General features: G+C 61.6%; 17 protein-coding genes and 1 pseudogene. 11 read left to right on the top strand and 7 right to left on the bottom strand.

What is annotated here, in order from left to right; translation table 11 throughout:
* The first annotated feature begins 140 nt into the window (after window positions 1-140).
* On the top strand, window positions 141-614 hold the full coding sequence (locus C2L65_RS22165) for an NUDIX hydrolase (protein ID WP_042309353.1): 474 nt from the start codon (window positions 141-143) through the stop codon (window positions 612-614).
* Between the two features lie 120 nt (window positions 615-734).
* Here the strand turns inward: C2L65_RS22165 and C2L65_RS22160 are convergent, their stop codons facing one another.
* Both C2L65_RS22160 and C2L65_RS22155 read right to left on the bottom strand, forming a co-directional pair.
* Window positions 735-1,043 (bottom strand): superinfection immunity protein, encoded by a 309-nt coding sequence (locus tag C2L65_RS22160; RefSeq protein WP_007589796.1) that lies wholly within the window; start codon window positions 1,041-1,043, stop codon window positions 735-737.
* A 56-nt stretch (window positions 1,044-1,099) separates the two neighbouring features.
* Window positions 1,100-1,378: a hypothetical protein gene (locus tag C2L65_RS22155; RefSeq protein ID WP_042309352.1), complete on the bottom strand. Its 279-nt coding sequence runs from the start codon at window positions 1,376-1,378 to the stop codon at window positions 1,100-1,102.
* Window positions 1,379-1,854: 476 nt separating this feature from the next.
* Here C2L65_RS22155 and C2L65_RS22150 point away from each other — a divergent pair, with 476 nt between their 5' ends.
* The gene (locus C2L65_RS22150; RefSeq protein WP_042309351.1) at window positions 1,855-2,409 is read left to right on the top strand and encodes a fasciclin domain-containing protein; all 555 of its coding nucleotides are present in this window, start codon (window positions 1,855-1,857) and stop codon (window positions 2,407-2,409) included.
* 407 nt (window positions 2,410-2,816) lie between these two features.
* Window positions 2,817-3,338 (top strand): hypothetical protein, encoded by a 522-nt coding sequence (locus tag C2L65_RS22140; RefSeq protein WP_042309382.1) that lies wholly within the window; start codon window positions 2,817-2,819, stop codon window positions 3,336-3,338.
* 245 nt (window positions 3,339-3,583) lie between these two features.
* On the opposite strand, the gene C2L65_RS22135 is transcribed toward C2L65_RS22140, so the two are convergent.
* Window positions 3,584-4,000: a MarR family winged helix-turn-helix transcriptional regulator gene (locus C2L65_RS22135; protein ID WP_233446592.1), complete on the bottom strand. Its 417-nt coding sequence runs from the start codon at window positions 3,998-4,000 to the stop codon at window positions 3,584-3,586.
* Window positions 4,001-4,146: 146 nt separating this feature from the next.
* Here C2L65_RS22135 and C2L65_RS22130 point away from each other — a divergent pair, with 146 nt between their 5' ends.
* Entirely contained in the window at window positions 4,147-4,512 is a 366-nt protein-coding gene (locus C2L65_RS22130; protein WP_042309381.1) for an antibiotic biosynthesis monooxygenase family protein, read from the top strand.
* A 389-nt stretch (window positions 4,513-4,901) separates the two neighbouring features.
* Window positions 4,902-6,209, top strand: coding sequence for a hypothetical protein (locus C2L65_RS22125; RefSeq protein WP_042309349.1), 1,308 nt, complete (start codon window positions 4,902-4,904; stop codon window positions 6,207-6,209).
* A gap of 75 nt (window positions 6,210-6,284) precedes the next feature.
* On the opposite strand, the gene C2L65_RS22120 is transcribed toward C2L65_RS22125, so the two are convergent.
* Window positions 6,285-6,464, bottom strand: a complete 180-nt coding sequence (locus tag C2L65_RS22120; protein WP_233446591.1) for a GntR family transcriptional regulator — start codon at window positions 6,462-6,464, stop codon at window positions 6,285-6,287.
* Window positions 6,465-6,673: 209 nt separating this feature from the next.
* Between C2L65_RS22120 and C2L65_RS22115 the strand changes: the two genes are divergently transcribed.
* Both C2L65_RS22115 and alr read left to right on the top strand, forming a co-directional pair.
* Window positions 6,674-7,966 (top strand): D-amino acid dehydrogenase, encoded by a 1,293-nt coding sequence (locus tag C2L65_RS22115; RefSeq protein ID WP_042309348.1) that lies wholly within the window; start codon window positions 6,674-6,676, stop codon window positions 7,964-7,966.
* Between the two features lie 99 nt (window positions 7,967-8,065).
* Window positions 8,066-9,133: an alanine racemase gene (gene alr, locus C2L65_RS22110; RefSeq protein WP_042309378.1), complete on the top strand. Its 1,068-nt coding sequence runs from the start codon at window positions 8,066-8,068 to the stop codon at window positions 9,131-9,133.
* 296 nt (window positions 9,134-9,429) lie between these two features.
* On the opposite strand, the gene C2L65_RS22105 is transcribed toward alr, so the two are convergent.
* Complete coding sequence (locus C2L65_RS22105; protein WP_042309347.1) at window positions 9,430-9,744, bottom strand: virulence RhuM family protein; 315 nt, start codon at window positions 9,742-9,744, stop codon at window positions 9,430-9,432.
* 543 nt (window positions 9,745-10,287) lie between these two features.
* Here C2L65_RS22105 and C2L65_RS22100 point away from each other — a divergent pair.
* Window positions 10,288-11,229 (top strand): LLM class oxidoreductase, encoded by a 942-nt coding sequence (locus tag C2L65_RS22100; protein WP_042309346.1) that lies wholly within the window; start codon window positions 10,288-10,290, stop codon window positions 11,227-11,229.
* A 307-nt stretch (window positions 11,230-11,536) separates the two neighbouring features.
* Here the strand turns inward: C2L65_RS22100 and xth are convergent.
* Both xth and C2L65_RS22090 read right to left on the bottom strand, forming a co-directional pair.
* Window positions 11,537-12,301, bottom strand: a pseudogene (xth, locus tag C2L65_RS22095) (exodeoxyribonuclease III); the annotation flags it as partial.
* A 68-nt stretch (window positions 12,302-12,369) separates the two neighbouring features.
* The gene (locus C2L65_RS22090; protein ID WP_042309318.1) at window positions 12,370-12,762 is read right to left on the bottom strand and encodes a DUF3597 domain-containing protein; all 393 of its coding nucleotides are present in this window, start codon (window positions 12,760-12,762) and stop codon (window positions 12,370-12,372) included.
* Window positions 12,763-13,170: 408 nt separating this feature from the next.
* Here C2L65_RS22090 and C2L65_RS22085 point away from each other — a divergent pair, with 408 nt between their 5' ends.
* The 3 genes from C2L65_RS22085 to C2L65_RS22075 are packed head-to-tail and all read left to right on the top strand — an operon-like array spanning window position 13,171 to window position 18,427.
* On the top strand, window positions 13,171-13,749 hold the full coding sequence (locus C2L65_RS22085) for a DUF2760 domain-containing protein (RefSeq protein ID WP_007589788.1): 579 nt from the start codon (window positions 13,171-13,173) through the stop codon (window positions 13,747-13,749).
* Window positions 13,746-15,605 carry an Hsp70 family protein gene (locus C2L65_RS22080; protein WP_042309316.1) on the top strand — a complete coding sequence of 620 codons (1,860 nt, stop codon included), beginning with the start codon at window positions 13,746-13,748 and terminating at the stop codon, window positions 15,603-15,605. The genes C2L65_RS22085 and C2L65_RS22080 overlap by 4 nt, the downstream gene beginning before the upstream one ends.
* Before the next feature lie 14 nt (window positions 15,606-15,619).
* Entirely contained in the window at window positions 15,620-18,427 is a 2,808-nt protein-coding gene (locus C2L65_RS22075; RefSeq protein ID WP_042309314.1) for an Hsp70 family protein, read from the top strand.

The following is an 18,427-nucleotide window of genomic DNA, read 5'->3' as shown; positions in this document are numbered from 1 at the left end:
TGAGCGCTGTCATCAAGATGTCACGCTCCATACTCAACATCGGCGGACAATATGGGCGAATGGCGGCTGAGAGCGCCATCGCGTCGCGCGGCATGGGGCGTGCTTGCCCTGCTTTCGCGTCCCTACATGGAAGAGACACTGTGAAGCAACGTGCGACTGTCGTGTGCCTGATGGGCACGCGCATTCTGCTGGTCGGCAAGGCCAACTCGCGCTGGTCGTTGCCAGGCGGCAAACCCGACGCCGGCGAGACGTTCGAAGCCGCCGCCGTGCGCGAACTGATGGAAGAAACGCGCCTTGAGGCGAAGGGCATGCAATATCTGTTCGAGTTCGCGGGAGCGCGAACCTGTCATCACGTGTTCGCCGCGCATGTCGACGAACGTCAAACCCCCGTGCCCAGCAACGAGATCATGCGCTGCACATGGGCCAAGGTCACCGATATTTCCGATCTGGATACGAGCGTCTCGACGCGCGGCATCGTCGATGTGCTCGCGTTGAACCGCACTTACGATCCACGCGTGCAAAGCCGCTATCAGCGCACCGATGCGTTCGTGCAGAATCTGCGCGAGGCCCTGCACGATGTGCGACTGCGAGGATGGACGCCCGCGCTGTGGTAAGTCCGCCTGGAATGCGCCTTTTGTAATTTAGTTCGACATCCGTATTAATTACACGCGGACATGTCAAAACAAAACCGCCGGCCTGACACAGACCGGCGGTTTCATCGATCCAACCTCTTCTTACGCGGATAGCGTCGACTGACGCCGCGCCGCACGCGCCCGGCGTGAGCGCGCTACGATCTTCGCGATCGTCACGCGACCCAACGACCGACGCGTGTTCGATGCGAGATTCGCGAGCCGCTTGTCGCTCACGCGATGACGCGCCCACACGAACGCAGCAATCCAGCCAATCACGGTCCAGCCGAACAGCACGTTGAAGATCGTCAGCGCGAATGCATCTTCACGTTCGCGCGCATCGGCGACGATGGCGGGCAGAAAATACACAACGACTGCCGCCAGCAACACCAGTCCTTCGAAGAATGCTCTCATGGGATCACCTCCTGCTTCTCTTCTGCGCGGCAAGCTTTGCCCGCCGCGCGCAGCGATCAATGACCCTTGAACACGTTGACGTCGTTAGCGGCTTGCGCCGGCTGACGGCTGCCCGATTCCGACGATGCGCCCGTCACGCCGCCAACGGCGTCGTTTGCAGCCGTAGCCTGGTTGCGTTCGGCGGCGAAAGTCTGAGCGCTGACACCGCGTTGCGAAGCGGGTGCGCCAACGGACGGACGATAAAACGGCGCCGGACCATAACCCGACGCGAAAGCGGGAGCGGCGACGGCGGCGGAGACGGCGACCAGCAAGGCTGCGATAAGGCGGGTTTTCATGACGTAACTCCAGAGAATGTTGAATCAGGAAGGCGTCGCAACCGGATGGATTTGGCGCGGCGTCGATTGAGAGTGAGTTTAGTCGAGCCCTATCGAATTTCTATGCTCATAGATTGAAATCACAGTTCCCAAATTCTGAACAATGGATGGCACGTACGGTCGTGCGGTGGTGGCTTGCCTCCCGTATGGCCAGCAAATCGGCGGCATGGGTGGCGCCACGTCGAGCACGAGCGCAGGTTGCTATCGATAAACCTGTGGTTGACTGGTCGGGGAACGGTGGGAATCCGGTGCTGGCGACGCGAGTTGATTGCGTGTCCGTGGCTGGCAAGCACGAACAACGAACGTTGCACTCCTTCTTCGCCACGCCAACGTGGCATTGCTTTCATCGTCCAGGCTGATTTGAATCCAGGCGCCGGTGCCGCCCGTATATACGGTCACGGCGGCGCAATCGGGCGTTGCTGTTACAGGAGACGAACATGAAGCGCGCAGTATTCTTTGCGGTTGTGGCACTGACGATGTCAACGTCGAACGCATTTGCAGCAGGTGAAACTGTCATGGTGGGCGGACAGGCGATGTATCCCAGCAAAGACATCGTAGACAACGCTGTCAACTCAGCGGACCACACTACGCTCGTCGCCGCAGTCAAAGCGGCAGGGCTCGTCGATACCTTGAAAAGCGCTGGCCCGTTCACCGTCTTTGCCCCGACCAATGAAGCGTTTGCAGCATTGCCTCCGGGCACCGTAGAGACGCTCGTGAAGCCGGAAAACAAGGCTGCACTGACCAGCATCCTGACCTACCACGTTGTCCCCGGCCGATACGACTTCCGGAAGCTGGACACGGCTATCAAGGCAGGCGGCGGTAAGACAGCGCTGAAGACCGTCAACGGAGAGATGCTCACGTTTTCGGAAAACGGACCTCACAACATCGTCGTTGCAGATGCCGCCGGGCACACCGCCGACATTTCGACCTATGACGTCGTCCAGAGCAACGGGGTCATCATGGTAGTCGACAAGGTGCTGATGCCGAAATAGAGGCCGCCTCGATGAGTGGTCGTTTACTCGAGTTTGGGTTCTGGTCTGTAATTTTCGACCCTGGATTACGACTCACGTGTATGTCTGGCATCCGGGCGCCGCAAACCCCTGCCCCTCTTGCCCAGTCGTTGCGTGCGCTTCATCGCTGCACACGGCGCCAGCCAGATGTTCAATCCAAGGGGGGCGCGTCTGGCACACACTCGGGATTTTCGAGGACGTTTCAGCCCGGCAAGCTGACGCTCGGCTTCATTGCTCCGCTTGAGGGGTACCCGAACAGCGCTAGCCCGACATTGAAAGACCACGAACACCGCGCCCGTGCGGTAGACGCGCGCAACGCGCTCGCCGCCCCGTCAACCCTGAGACCGGCTAGTATCATTCATAGGGGCACAATGAACGGAGATACTGCAATGGATGACCGATTCGATAGACGGGAACTGCTGCTTCACCTCGGGGACATGCTCGAAGCCTTGAACTGTTTGACCAGGGCGGCTCGGCCGGATGCGCTGGTAGCCCGACTTGCGAAGGAACAGGATTCGTTGCAGGACTTCGGTTACCTCCGTGCCCTTGCGCCGCAGATGACGGTTGCCGAGTTCGGCGCACGCGTCGCGAGCGCGTTCTTCCTGTGGCCAAAGGAACTGCTCGAGTCCGAACTCAACCGCAATGCGCTGGCGTCAACCGTTCAGCATGACCTCTTTGATGGCAACCCCATCGGATGGAAGGAATACGTTGTCCATATCCAGAAGAAGGTGAAATGGTTTGGCTCCGGCCTTCCCGAAATGAAACCGGGCGCCTCGAATAACCCGGCGCACGATGCCACTGAGGAGGCGAGTCCGGTCGAAGTGTCGGTTGAGGCTGCACCGCTTGCTGAGTGGGATGCGCCCGACGAAAAGAAGGGGTGGCCTTGGCCACAGCCGGGGTCGACGTCCTGACAATGCAATTGCTCAAGGTATCTGACTCGGACTCCGCCTTGCCGAGCGCCCGACCTTCGTATCACCGAGTACACGGTCAACAAGAAAGGCCTGACAATCAATATTCGGAAGGCACTCTACCAACCCCGTCACGCTTCCACGGACGCCCGCCTCTCGGGCTATTTCCGCAGCAACACAGGTCACCGGGCTGATGGTCCCGGCGCTGCTGATGAGTTCGGGCCGAACCCCGAACTCATCAGCGCTGGCTATTCGTCATCGCCTTCAAGTTTTCGAAGTACCTCGGTGATGACCTTGTGTGTCGTCTCCACGTTCCGCACCTGAAGCTCTTCCGCAAGATTATTGACCCATGGTACCTGCAGGTGCATCGCATCCTCGAATGCCTGCATCCCTTTGTCCGTCAATACGACAAGGGCCGCCCGTCTGTGGTGCGGATTGGGTTCAAAAGAAACGAGGCCCTCAGTTTCCAGTTCGTTGACGATGCGCTGTACGTTCTGGCGGTGCGCTCCGATATCGCGCGCGAGCCACGCGACCGGCTGCGGCCGGTCACCGGCTGCGATGGTGCCAAGAATCTGCCAGCGGGCACTCGTCAAGCCAACCTCGGCGACCAGACGGTCTCCCGCAGACAGTAGCCGGTTGTTGAGGCGAAACAGGTCGAGAATCATACTGGACAAGGCTTCTGCAGCAGGCGTTCGCTTAGATTTATTCATTTGTCACCATATTCTCAATATGGTGTAATGATTCCACATTGACATCATAATGTCAATGTGGAATCATTACACCACCGAAACGTAGATTGAAGGAGTTCACCATGCTTATTCGCCCGCTTGACCCTGCCTTTCCAATAGAACGTCAGGTCGCAATCGATGCCTCTCCCGTGGTTTTGATGAACGTCTTTACGCTGGAGAAGGCCGACGAGTCGTCGTTTCTCAAAGTATGGCAAGACGACGCAGAATTTATGAAGCGTCAGCCAGGCTTCATCTCCACCCAACTGCATCGTGCGCTTGGCGAGAGTCCGACGTATCTTAATTATGCCGTCTGGGAATCCACCGCCCATTTCCGGGCTGCGTTTGCACATCCTGAATTCAGGGCCAAAGTCTCGGCCTATCCGTCGTCGGCCGCTGCTACCCCGCATCTGTTCCAGAAAGTTGCGGTACCAGGCATCTGCGTCGCGTAACTGAACGAGAGCTTGCAGGAAGCAGCTATGGGGATAGTTAGCGCGTCCGCGGTGACACGAAATACGAACGGCACACCGTAACCCGCCTGAGCGTATGCTTGCGACGGTCGGGCCCGGACGCTGCGTGTCAACGCCATAGCGCGACCGCTCCAGTTTGGCAAGCGCAGCACACGCTGCCCAGCGCCGTCATGCACGGTCGTGCTTAACGGCTGCGTTCAATCTGGGCGCCATCTCTCCCAAAAGTAAGGGGCGCCGCTAACGGCATGGCCTTTCGACTGGTGCCACTGCGGGGCGACGAAGGACAGCCCCGATTTACGCCCTCGGCAGAGTGTGCAAGTATCCATCGCAGCGCGTAGCACGGATACGCTTGCTCTCTTGCGAGGTTCAGAATGGACTGGAGGTTCTGGAAGACCGAGAAGCGCCTCGAGGAGGCGCGCGACTGGCCCACCGATACGCATGAATCGATACGGCAACTCCTGGGGATGTATCAGGGCGCCGGAACACCGCCGTTCGCGAGCTGGGCCGCGCCCGGTATTGCGTTCGCACCCGACGTCGAACCCATCGCCCGAAACGGTGTCAAGGGCTACCAGCTTGCCCTCTGGTTCTGGCTCTTTGCTGAGAAGCACGGCACTATCGCGGCGAGGATGGCACGCGAAACTTTCTGCCTGCTTGCCGACGCGGCGCAACCCTCGTCGGGAGACACCATTGATACCCTCCTCGACCTGGAAAACCGCCTGGCGCATTCTGTCGAGGCGATTTCCACTGAACAGCGCACCTTCAGGCAGGAAGGCCTGTCCGTGGAACTGCCGATGGAATTCTTTCTGGCCACAGGCACGCTCAGGCTCACGCCCGACTCACCGTATGCGAGGAATGCGGACGCCCCCCTGCAAGGCAATGACTACAAGGTGGCAGACTGCTTTCGCCATGCCACAGAGGAAGCACTGGCTGTTTTCCGGCCGATGATACAGGCAGTCGAATTTGACGCGAAATCGCTGCCCAACTGGAAATGGAGCGCGCGGCCGGGCGCGGCCGAGCGACATCTACAGCGGCGCGACAGCAATCCACTCTTCCCTCTGCACCGACAGATGGTGACGGCCCACGACGTACACGAAGCGCGTCTTGCCGACTACCAGGCCCTTCAGGATATTCGCAACGAACTCAATGAGGTAAGCCACGCGTTCTTTGAAAAGACGGAGCTACCGTTGAACTGGCTACCGTACCTCGAAAGCTATCGGGACCACGTAGACAGACTTGATGAACGTCGTCTTGTAGCGGCTGGGCAGAACGCGTCGCTCGGTGACGCGATAGCGGCGCTGCGAGCCGACATACTGGCGGCGTGGCGCTCTGAGATTCAGAAGAACCGGCATAGCCTCGACACGCTTGAGCAGGACGAAGCGCGAAAGGCCGAACGACGTGCGCTTCTGTACGGATGCGACTGGACCGCTCAGCTGTTGAGTCACGGCTCCCTGATTCCGCCGGACGAAGTTGTTCCCGCCCTGCTAAGCGAATCCCCTCCTGAACTTGAGAAAGCGGTGACCGGCCTGCAGGCAGAGCCGCGCCTGCATGCGACGCTCGCACACTGCAAGGCAGCTGCACATCGGCTTGTGAGCGACGTTCGAGCGGCAGGTCACAACTTACCCGACATGAGCGACAAACTCCGCATCCTGGACGGGCCCGCGGGGCAGGTGCCGGCCTGACGTTTCTCATCGCATACGTTATCCGACTGGTTCTCTTGCGGGACTCTGACAGTCACGCAAGACACCTCGCGCGGGTTACAGAAGCGCCATCGATTCCGTCATGTTCTGTCGCATGTAATCGAGGAATCGCTTCTGGAACAGCATCGTATGCTCGTGCGCGAGTTTTTCAGCGGCATCAGCATCCTTGCGCGCAATCGCATCAATCATGTCTGCATGGCGCGTCACCGCACGCTGGATGAGGTCCAGCGCCGACACTTACTTTGGGAATTCGTAGCCACGACGGGAGCCTGCGGACTCTCACTCGACACACCGCGAAGGCAAACCAGGTGATTCAGCCAAAAATTGCCGATTAAACAATAGAAAAACCCAAGAGCTTGCAGCTAGCATCCGGTCATCAACTGACATGTGCTGCATCTGTAGTTTTTGCTAACTGTTTATGGCCTTTTGGCTGTGGAGTCTGTCGAATGCGAGTCGTCGTGCTGGGCAGCGGAGTCGTCGGTGTAACGAGCGCGTTCTATCTCGCGCGGGCAGGCCATGAAGTCACGGTCATCGACCGGGAGCAGGGTCCCGCTCTCGAAACGAGCTTTGCCAACGCAGGCCAGATTTCCCCTGGCTACGCGGCGCCTTGGGCTGCCCCCGGCGTACCGCTCAAGGCTGTGAAGTGGATGTTCCAGAAACACGCCCCGCTTGCAATCAGACCGGACGACGCGGACAAGCAGTTCCAACTGCAATGGATGTGGCAGATGCTGCAGAACTGCACCGCCGAACGCTACGCGATTAACAAGAACCGCATGGTGAGACTCGCGGAATATAGTCGCGATTGTCTGAAGGCTTTACGAGCCGAGACGGGCATTCAGTACGAGGGACGTGCTGGAGGCACTCTGCAAGTGTTCAGGACGCAGCAGCAGTTCGATGGCGCGGCGAAGGACATCGCGGTACTTAAAGAGGCCAACATCCCGTACGAGTTACTGACAGGCAATGAGCTCGCCCGGGTTGAACCTGCCCTTGCTGCCACCTCACATAAGCTGACGGGTGGATTGCGCTTGCCGGGCGACGAAACCGGTGACTGCCAGTTGTTCACCACCCGGCTCGCCTCAATGGCTGAGAAAGCGGGCGTCACCTTCCGCTACAACACCCAGGTCGATGGTCTGGTCGTCGAGGGTGGAGGGGTCGCCGGCGTTCGGCATGGTGCGAAACTCATCCATGCAGATGCGTTCATCGTCGCGTTTGGGTCGTATTCGACGAACTTCCTGTCTGGACTGGTCAAGATTCCCGTCTATCCACTCAAAGGATATTCCATCACCGCGCCAATCGCCGACGAGTCACGTGCGCCAGTCTCAACGGTTCTCGACGAGACGTACAAGATTGCCATCACGCGATTCGATAAGCGCATCCGTGTCGGCGGGATGGCCGAAATCGTCGGGTTTGACAAGCGACTGCGCGAAGCGCGTCGCGAGACGCTGGAAATGTGCGTGAACGACCTCTTCCCAGGTGGCGGCGATACATCGCGCGCCACGTTCTGGACCGGACTTCGCCCGATGACGCCAGACGGCACGCCTATCGTAGGTCGTACGTCCGTGCCCAACCTCTACCTGAACACAGGTCATGGCACGCTCGGCTGGACGATGTCGTGTGGCTCAGCTCAGCTTCTCGCCGACCTGATATCTGGAAAACAGCCCGCCATTCGATACGACGACCTCAACGTCTTTCGTTACGAAAAAGAACCACAGGTGCCGGCCGATTTCGAGCTGGACTAGGAATCGGGCCGTGCGATGGACGTTCCGCCGCACGACCTCAGAAGTCCTGACAGCAACGCTCCGAAGTGTCGTTTGAACTTTGTCCTGAAGAGGAAGGTTATGCCACGCCCCATCCACGCACGTATTCATCCTGGTGCCGTCCAACACAATCTCGAAGTCGTCCGGCAGCGAGCTCCAGACTCACGTGTGTGGGCGGTAGTGAAAGCGAATGCCTACGGGCATGGAATTGAACACATCTACCCTGCTCTCCAGGCGGCGGACGGTATTGCGTTGCTCGACCTCGACGAGGCAGTACGGGTCCGGCAGCTGGGTTGGAAGAAGCCTGTCCTTTTACTCGAGGGAATCTTTAACCACGCCGACGCGAAAACTGCAGACGAGTTCGGCTTGACCGTGGCCGTCCACTGCGACGAACAACTTCAACTCATTGAAGCCGCAAGGCCGAGACGGCCGATTGATATCTATCTGAAGATGAACTCCGGGATGAATCGGCTCGGGTTCCTGCCCGACGCCTACCGTCAAGCGTGGGAGCGCGCATCGGCCTCGGCTGGGGTCGGCACAGTCTCTCTCATGAGTCACTTTGCCAATGCAGATGAGGATGCAGTAGATTGGCAGTTGAATCGCTTCGACGAAGCAACGCGTGGCATTCCCGGCCAGCGCAGCCTTTCAAATTCCGCCGCCGTGCTGTGGCACAAGCGCGCTCATCGTGATTGGGTACGACCCGGCGTTGTGCTTTATGGAGCTTCGCCGTCTGGTCGTGCCACTGACATCGCAGAGATTCCCCTTCGCGCATCGATGTCGCTGACCAGTGCGATTATCGGAACGCAAACGCTGCAAGCCGGAGAGACCGTTGGCTACGCCCGCTCTTATAAAGCTGAACGCAAAATGCGCATCGGAGTCGTTGCCTGCGGATACGCGGATGGTTACCCTCGACATGCGCCTGGCGGCACACCCATCTCGGTAGACGGCATCTTGACGCGTACTGTTGGCAGGGTCTCCATGGATATGATTACGGTGGACCTAACTCCCTGTTCTGAGGCGCGAATAGGGTCCCAAGTCGAACTGTGGGGCAACCAGGTGAAGATTGATGATGTCGCTTATGCATCCAGCACCATCGGTTATGAATTGATGTGCGGCCTGGCGCGTCGAGTGCCTGTAACCGTTGCCTAAGGCCTGGTGAATCGCTGTCTCATCACCGACACGCGAACGTTACCGCGAAGATTGTCGTTCGCGACGTTTTTTGGAGTGCGGAACATCGATTGTTGCGCTCCCATCCGCCTAAAACAGGAAAGTAATCTCGAACTCGGCTCGGAACATGGCCACTCATCTTGAGAATGTCGGCCACAGACGATGGCAGTGAATAGAAGCATTGCCTGGCACTGACGGTCCCAGCCCACGCATCTCAGCCGTGTGACTGGGCACGTGTTCGACGGAATTTATCGAAGAACTGTCACTAAAAAGAAGATTCAACGGAACGGAACAGTCATGCCCGACGCGCACCAGTGACGGAAAGCGGTTGCCCGACCATAGTTGACCTGGTATCCGACCGCGACGACTGCCCGGTGACTCAGCAGGCATTTGCAGCGGTCGGAAGACCTGACATCTTTTTCAGGCTCAATGTCGCCGGTCGTGCCCGCTTGCCAGAGTATCTTGGCTGCCTGTTCGAGACTCATGCCGAACAGATGGGCAACCTGGTGAAATTCGAACCAGGCAGTGTTCTCGTCGAGCCTTCCATCGACTTTCCTGCTGCTAGACGCGCAAACATACTGTACGGACCTCATCGTGCATGTTCCTCTTAGTCGTTGCATCATCAGCAGAATCGCTCGGCGCGTTGCCATCCAGTTGTGATTCGTACCACCGTACCTCTATTCAACAGGACCCGCACATCCTTCCGATAGAACAAATACGCCCATGAAACAGAACTATGCCGCCAACGCGCTGGATATCCGATAGCCGTACGCTCGGACATTGCTCCGGAGCTCTCGGGATCGGTCCAGCCCCGTTTCGGAGCCATTCTCGTCCGTTCGGAATCGGGTTCTTGTTGAACTGCATCCACGTCCCGTCGATACGTCTATCGAGGCGTCGCATTTCTCGACGCGCCTTCCCTTCCGCTCGGGCCGCGTTCGATTCGGTTTACACATACGCTGCTTCCGGCACAGTTGGAGACAAATTACCAAAGGCTCAAGTGGGTTGTTGTGTCCGGCGCTGTCCCGTCGTTGTCCATTGCCAGGCGGGATTTGCGGCGCGATGCTAGGATCGGCTTCCATTGAATCGCGCCGCCATTGCAGGAAATTCGATGACGGCGGCAAGGCAGGCAACCACCGATGAGCACAGCCAGATCCACAATCGATCACCGGGTGTTTTCCGAAGGCCATCTGTCGATCGGGCTGACGCTGCCCTTGTTGCGCGCGGGCCAGATCGTCGCGGACTTTCACGAGCAGATCGAGCTTGCGGCGCTGGCCGACACGCTCGGTTTTCGCGCGCTCTGGGTGCGCGACGTGCCGTTGAACAGCGCCGACTATCCCGATCCCGTTGGGCACCTCGATCCGTGGGTGCTGCTCGGGGCGCTCGCCTCGCGTACAACGCAAATCGCGCTCGCGAGCGGCGCGATCGTGCTGACCTTGCGCCATCCGCTGCATATCGCGAAGGGCGCGGGATCCGTGCAGACGCTGTCGAATGGCCGTTTCATACTCGGCCTCGGCTCAGGCGACAGGCCGCCCGAGTACGCCGCGTTCGGGCGCGATGCCGAAGAGCGACGCGAACTGTATCGAACGCACTGGGAGACGGTCGCGGCTGCACTCGGCGAAACGCCGCGCGTGATACCCGATCTGCGGCCGGAAAATGCACCCGAGTTCATGTTACTGCCCCAGCCGCCGTTGGCTGTGCCCTTGCTCGCGGTCGGCTCGGGCGGACAGAGCGTCGACTGGATAGCGCGGCATTCGATCGGCTGGATGACCTATCACCGCGAGCCCGAGACGCAGCGCGCACGGCACAGCATGTGGCGCGCGGCCGTCGATCGTCTGCCGGCGCCTTCGTTCCGCGCGTTTGGAGTCGCGATGCGGCTCGATCTGAGCGACAACCCGCACGAACCGGCGACGCCGCTATCGCTGGGATATCGCGCGGGACGGCATGCGTTGCTGGCTGTGCTGGACGAGATGCGCGAGAACGGCACGCATCATGTGACACTGAATCTGACTTCCGACCGGCCTGTGCGCGACGTGATGGAGGAAGTGGCTGCGGACGTGTTGCTAAAGTTTCACGGGTAACGCCCTTGTCGACTCGGGTAACGTGAAGTTATTTTCCGGTCTTCTTTGACGCGGCTGCTGGTGTCGTTCGTACCGCGCTTCGTCTGGCAGCAGTTTTCTTCACTGCAGTTTTCTTCACTGCAGTTTTCTTCACTGCAGTTTTCTTCACTGCAGTTTTCTTCACTGCAGTTTTCTTCACTGCAGTTTTCTTCACTGCAGTTTTCTTCACTGCAGTTTTCTTCACTGCAGTTTTCTTCACTGCAGTTTTCTTCACTGCAGTTTTCTTCACTGCAGTTTTCTTCACATTGACCACGCGCCCGTCGAGATCGAGCACAACCCACGTAGGCGCATGATCGCTCGCATGCGGCTCGCCCCTCACCCACCGGTCGACACCCGCATCGCGCATCATCGCGGCGACAGGCTTGTTCAACAGCAAATGGTCGATGCGCAAGCCTGAATTGCGTTGCCAGTGTTGCCGGAAGTAATCCCAGAACGTGAAGACCTGTTCATCCGGAAAGCGCGTGCGCAACGCGTCCGTCCATCCCTGCTTCAGCAGCCGCGCATAACACTCGCGGCTTTCCGGTTGCAGCAGCGCGTCCTTGAGCCACGAGCGCGGGTTGTAGATATCGACGTCGGTCGGCACGACGTTGTAGTCGCCCGCCAGCACGACGGGGTGTCCGGAATCGAGCAGCTTCTTCGCGTAGACGATCAGCCGCTCGAACCACGCGAGCTTGTAGTCGAACTTCGGACCCGGCTGCGGATTGCCGTTCGGCAGGTACAGACAGCCGATCAGCAAACCATCGACGGCAGCCTCGATATAACGGCTATGCGTATCGTCGGGATCGCCGGGCAGACCACGGCGGGTTTCGACAGGCTGGGCGTCCTTCGCGAGAATCGCGACGCCGTTCCACGACGTCTGTCCATGCCAGATCGCGCCATAACCGGCGCGATTGATCTCAGCTTCGGGGAAGCCCGCGTCGGGCGCCTTCAGTTCCTGAAGGCACACGACATCGGGCGCTTCCCGTTCCAGCCATGCGAGTAACGCAGGCAAACGCGAGCGAATGCCATTGATGTTGAACGTGGCGAGCTTCATGATCCACGCGCCGTCGCAAGTCGCATACCCGTGACAGAACGCTCACGCACTTCGCCCGCCCGAACCGCTCAGTTCTTCAGATCGTCCGGCACCTTGCCGCCGTTTTCGGCGAGCTTCGTCATCACCTGCTTGTGCAGCCAGATATTCATCGATGCCGAATCGTTCGTGTCGCCGCTGTAATCCAGTTCCTCTGCGAGCTGCTTGCGCGCGCCGAGGCTGCTGTCCAGCGAAAGCAGCTTCATCAGATCGACGATCGACGTGCGCCAGTTCAACTTCTCCGAATTCTGCTCGGCGAGCGCGCTGAGAATCGCTTCGACATCGACGGGCTCCGCCGGCGCGGCGGCGGGAGCCGCAGCGGGCGCGGCATCTGCGGCTGGCGCCGCGTCCGGCGCCGCTGCAGCCTGCACGGCCGGATGGCTCGACGGGAAGATCTTGCTAAGGATCGTGCTGAAAATGCTCATGGCTTGCCTCCGAAAAACGGTTGAACGCAATAGCGCGCACGGGCCATGTGGCCGTGAAGACCCGCCGCGTCCTGGCAATACGCGAACCGCTGGCGACATAGCCAACGAACGCACGTCCGGGCCGCATTGCACGTACCCGGACGCCCCCTATCCTCGCTGTAAAAAATGACAGGACGATGCCGCTTATTGTTACGCGAGGACGTAAAATCCGGCCGCCAAACTTGCGCAGGAATCAGACTTAGAACCGGCGACGGCTCACAACAAGGCAAAATACGGGTTTTGACGCGGACGTATCGAGCGCGCGTCCGCCCATTTGCGGCGGCCGCCGCCGTCCGCCCCCGAATTCCACGCCGCCGCGCGACAGCCGCGCGGCGCGACCGAATCCCCAAGAATCAGGAGCGATCTTTCATGACCGAACCGAACGTTTCGTTGCTGGGCAGGCTGTCGCTTGCCTTCGGAACATTTTTCAGCATTCTGGGCGATCGCGACTTCGCCGCCAGCGTGCTGCGCCTGCGCAGCGGCGCGGCGCCCACGCCGGCACCGGCTCCGGCCGCAGCGCCCGTCGCTAAGCCCACCCCGGCCCCGGCGCCCGTCGTCATCAAGGAAGCCACGCCCGAGGCCGCGCTCCAGTTGCTCGGACTGCTCCAGCGCGATGCACGCTTCATCGATTTCGTCGAGGAAGACATCGCGAAGTATTCGGATGCCGATATCGGCGCGGCCGCGCGCCTCGTCCATGACGGCTGCCGCGCGACGCTGCGCGAGCATTTCACGATTCAACCGGTGCGCGACGAAGCCGAAGGCAGCCGCGTGACGATCAACGAAGGCTTCGACGCGACGGCCATCCGCCTGACGGGCAACGTCGTCGGCAAGGCGCCGTTTTCGGGCAGCATCAGCCATCGCGGCTGGCGCGTCGCCGACGTGCGTCTGCCGAAGCTCACGCAAAGCCACGACGCTACCGTGCTCGCCCCTGCCGAGGTGGAACTATGAGCGATCCCCGCTATTCGATCGGTATCGATCTGGGCACCACGCACTGCGCGCTGTCGTACGTCGATCTCGCAGCCAGCGACGGCGAAAAGACCGAGCAGCAGGTGATGCCCGTTACCCAGCTGACCGCACCCGGCGCGATCGAAGACCTCGATCTGCTGCCGTCGTTTCTCTATCTGCCGCACGAAAGCGAACTGACGCCCGGCGACCTCGCGTTGCCGTGGACGGGCGAGCGCACCTTCGCCGTTGGTGAAATGGCGCGCAGCCGGGGCGCAGGCACGCCGATCCGCCTCGTCTCGAGCGCGAAAAGCTGGCTGTGCCATCCGGGGGTCGACCGCCGCGCGGCCATTCTGCCGAGCGACGCGCCGCCTGAAGTCACACGCGTGTCGCCGCTCGAAAGCTCGGTGCGCTATCTGACGCATCTGCGCGAGGCGTGGAACCACGCGCATCCCGATGCACCGTTCGACCAGCAGGAAATCACGGTGACGATTCCCGCGTCGTTCGATCCCGCCGCGCGCGAGCTGACGGCGGAAGCCGCCAACGCCGCCGGCTACGGCCAGATGACGCTGCTCGAAGAACCGCAGGCCGCGCTCTATAGCTGGATCCAGAAGAGCACGGGCGGATGGCGCAAGCAGGTCAAGCTCGGCGACATCATCCTTGTCGTCGACGTCGGCGGCGGCACGACCGACCTGTCGCTGATCGCCGTGATCGAGCGCGAAGGCAATCTCGAACTGCATCGCGTCGCAGTCGGCGATCACATTCTGCTCGGCGGCGACAACATGGACCTCGCGCTCGCGCACGTGGTCGCGCGCAAGCTCGCGTCGCAAGGTACGCAGGCCGATCCGTGGCAACTGCGCGCCCTCACCTACGCATGCCGTGGCGCGAAGGAAACGCTGCTGTCCGATCCGTCGACGGATACCGTGCCGCTCGTCGTGCCGAGCCGCGGCTCGAAGCTGATCGGCGGCTCGATCCGCACCGAACTCACGCGCGACGAACTCACGCAGACGATCCTCGAAGGCTTCTTTCCGCAAGTCGAATCGTCGGCCCGGCCGATGACCCGCACGCGCGCCGGCCTCACGCAGCTCGGTTTGCCGTACGCGCAGGACGCGGGCATCACGCGTCATCTCGCGGCGTTTCTCGGCCGCCAGGTCGCGGCGCTCGCGGAGTTGCAAGGCACGCAGAGCAACGGCCAGTTGCCGCTCGAAGCCAATGCGACGTTCCTGCATCCGACGGCCGTGCTGTTCAACGGCGGCGTGTTCAAGTCGCCGCTGCTGGTCGAGCGGATCATGACGACGCTCAACGGCTGGCTCACGGCCGACGGCGCCGCGCCGGCGCGTCTGCTCGAAGGCGCGGACCTCGATCTCGCCGTCGCGCGTGGCGCCGCGTACTACGGCTACGTGAAGCGCGGCCGTGGCGTGCGCATTCGCGGCGGCACGGCGCGGGCGTACTACGTCGCAATCGAATCGGCGATGCCCGCGGTTCCCGGCATGGAGCCGCCCATCTCCGCGCTGTGCGTCGCGCCATTCGGCATGGAAGAAGGCACCGACGCGCCGCTGCCGGAACAGGAGTTCGGGCTGGTGGTCGGCGAGCCGGTGCATTTCCGGTTCTTCGGCTCGTCTGTGCGGCGTCTCGATCAGGTCGGCACGATGCTCGATTACTGGTCGCCGGATGAATTGCAGGAACTCGAAGAGATCGAGGCGTCGCTGCCCGCCGAAGGCCGTACCGTCGGCGAAGTCGTGCCCGTCAAGCTGCACGCGCGCGTGACGGAAGCGGGCACGCTCGAACTCGAAGCGATTCCGCGCGGCACGACCGAGCGCTGGAAAGTCGAGTTCGACGTGCGCGGCGGCGCGCAAGGCTGACCGTCAAGGCTTCGATGAAGCAAAAGCAGAAGCAGGCAGCCGCGCGTTTCACGGTCGGCATCGACCTCGGCACGAGCAATACCGTCGTCGCGTACGTCGAAACAGGTTCCGACGATATCCGCGTGTTCGAGGTCGATCAACTCGTTGCGCCCGGCGAAGTGGGCGCACGGCCGCTCTTGCCGTCCGTGCGCTATCACCCGGCTGCGGGCGAGCTGAATCCGGGCGATCTGCAACTGCCGTGGCCGCCTGCCACTGAAAAACCCGGCGGCACACAGCCGCCCGTCATTGGCCAGCTTGCGCGCGCACTCGGCGCGCAGGTGCCAGGACGGCTCGTCACGAGTGCAAAAAGCTGGCTCTCGCATGCATCGGTGGACCGGCTCGCGCCGATCCTGCCGTGGGGCGCGCCCGACGACGTCGCGAAAGTCTCGCCCGTCGCCGCGAGCGCGAGCTACCTCGCGCACGTGCGCGCCGCCTGGAACACGCGCTTTCCCGATGCACCGCTCGAACAGCAGAACGTCGTGCTGACGGTGCCCGCATCGTTCGACGAAGGCGCGCGTGCATTGACGCTCGAAGCCGCGCGTCTCGCGAAGCTGCCCGCGCTGCGGCTGCTCGAAGAACCGCAGGCCGCGTTCTACGACTGGCTGTTTCATCATCGGGTCAATCTTCGAGAAGAGTTAAACGACACGAAGCTCGTGATGATCTGCGACGTCGGCGGCGGCACGACCGATCTCACGCTCATCAAGGTTCACATCGACGCTAGCGGCGAGCCGCAATTGACGCGCATCGGCGTCGGCAATCATTTGATGCTCGGCGGCGACAACATGGACCTCGCCCTCGCGCGGCTCGCCGAGACGCGTCTTACGCAGTCGCAGGACGGTCAGGCGCGGCTGTCGGCGGCGAGTCTGTCGCAACTGGTCGAGCGCTGCCGCGTCGCGAAAGAGCAATTGCTCGATGCGAACGCGCCCGAGTCGGTCGCGATCACGCTGCTGGGCTCGGGCTCGCGCCTGATCGGCGGCGCGCGCACCACGCATCTGACACGCGACGAGATCGGGCGCGTCGTGGTCGACGGATTCTTTCCGCAAGTCTCCGCCGACGAGATGCCGCGCCGCTCGCGCGCCGCCATCGTCGAATTCGGTCTGCCATATGCCAGCGACGCCGCCGTCACGCGGCACGTCGCGGCGTTTCTGAAGCGGCTCGCGGCGCAATCGCGCGAGGCGCTCGGCGAGGCCGGCGCAGACGACACGCTGCCCGTCCCCGACACGCTGCTGCTCAACGGCGGCGTGTTCCGCGCACACGCGCTGACGCAACGGCTGGCCGACACGCTCGGCGCATGGCGCGGCAAGCCGTTGCACGTACTGCAGAACGATCATCCCGATGTCGCCGTCGCGCGCGGCGCCGTCGCCTATGGACTGGCGCGCGCGGGCAACGCGCCGCGCATCGGCGGCGGCTCGGCGCGCAGCTATTTCCTCGTGCTCGAAGGCGATCAGGGCATCTGCCTGTTGCCGCGTGGTATGGAAGAAGCGCACGAGGTACATCTCAACGACCGCGTGTTCGCGCTGCGACTCGGGCAGCCGGTGCGTTTTCATTTGATGTCGACGGTCGCCGATACGCGCTTCAAGCCCGGCGAACTCACGGATCTTTCGCAAGGCGATTTCATCCGCCTGCCACCCATTGCAACCGTCGTGCAACGCCAGCAGGCATCCGATGCCGACGAGCGGCCCGTGAAGCTCACCACGTCGATCACCGAAGTCGGCACGCTCGAAGTGAACTGCATCGCCACCGACGACCCTTCGCAACGCTGGCTGCTGCAATTCGAACTGCGCCGCGACGAGGCATCTGGAGCGGCCAGTGAGAACGGCGAAACTGCACGCCACCCATCGCTCGACAATGCGATCGAACTGATCGAGCGCGCGTTTGGCGCGCGTGCATCGAATGTCGGGCCCAACGAAGTCAAGCGTCTGCGCGCGCAACTCGAACACACGCTCGGCCCGCGCGACAACTGGGACGTAGCGCTCTTGCGCGAACTGTTCGGCGCATTGTGGGACCGCGCAAAGCGGCGCCGTCGCTCGGCGGATCATGAGCGGCTGTGGCTCAATCTCGCGGGCTATTGCCTGCGGCCTGGCTTCGGTTATCCACTCGACGAATGGCGCGTCGAGCAGCTGTGGTCGATTTTCGACGACGGCATCCAGTACATCCACGAAAGCCGTGTGTGGTCCGAATGGTGGACGCTATGGCGTCGCGCGGCAGGCGGCCTGAGCGAGGACGCGCAGTTGCAGTTGCTCGACGCAATGGACTTCCTGCAAGCCGCGAGCATCAAAAAGCAGAAGTTGCCGTTCGATCCCGCCAAGGTCGGCTATGCGGACATGATTCGCGTGCAGGCTTCGCTGGAGCGCATTTCGGTGGAGCGCAAGATCGCGCTTGCGCAGCAATTGCTCGAACGGCTGCGCAAGCCTTCGGAGAATCATCAAACGTGGTGGGCCATCGGGCGCATTGGCGCGCGGCTGCCGTTCTACGGCAGCGCGCATGGCGTCGTGCCACCCGAGGTCGCGCTGCCCTGGCTCGAAGCCGTGCTTGCGCTGGACTGGAAAAAGGTCGAGCCCGCCGCGTTCGCCGCCGTACAGCTGTCGCGCATGACGGGCGACCGTTCGCGCGACCTGCCCGACGCAGCGCGCGAATCGGTGATACGGCGGCTCGAAACGCTCGGCGCGGCGCCGGCGTGGGTCCAGATGGTCCGCGAGACCGTCGCGCTCGATGAAGCCGATACCGGCCGCGTATTCGGCGAATCGTTGCCCGCGGGGCTGAAGCTGATCGGCGGCGCGTAG

The sequence above is a fragment of the Paraburkholderia terrae genome, assembly GCF_002902925.1.
Lineage (GTDB): Bacteria > Pseudomonadota > Gammaproteobacteria > Burkholderiales > Burkholderiaceae > Paraburkholderia > Paraburkholderia terrae.
Note: the sequence above shows the minus strand (reverse complement) of the source record. Positions and strands in the feature narration are given on the sequence as shown.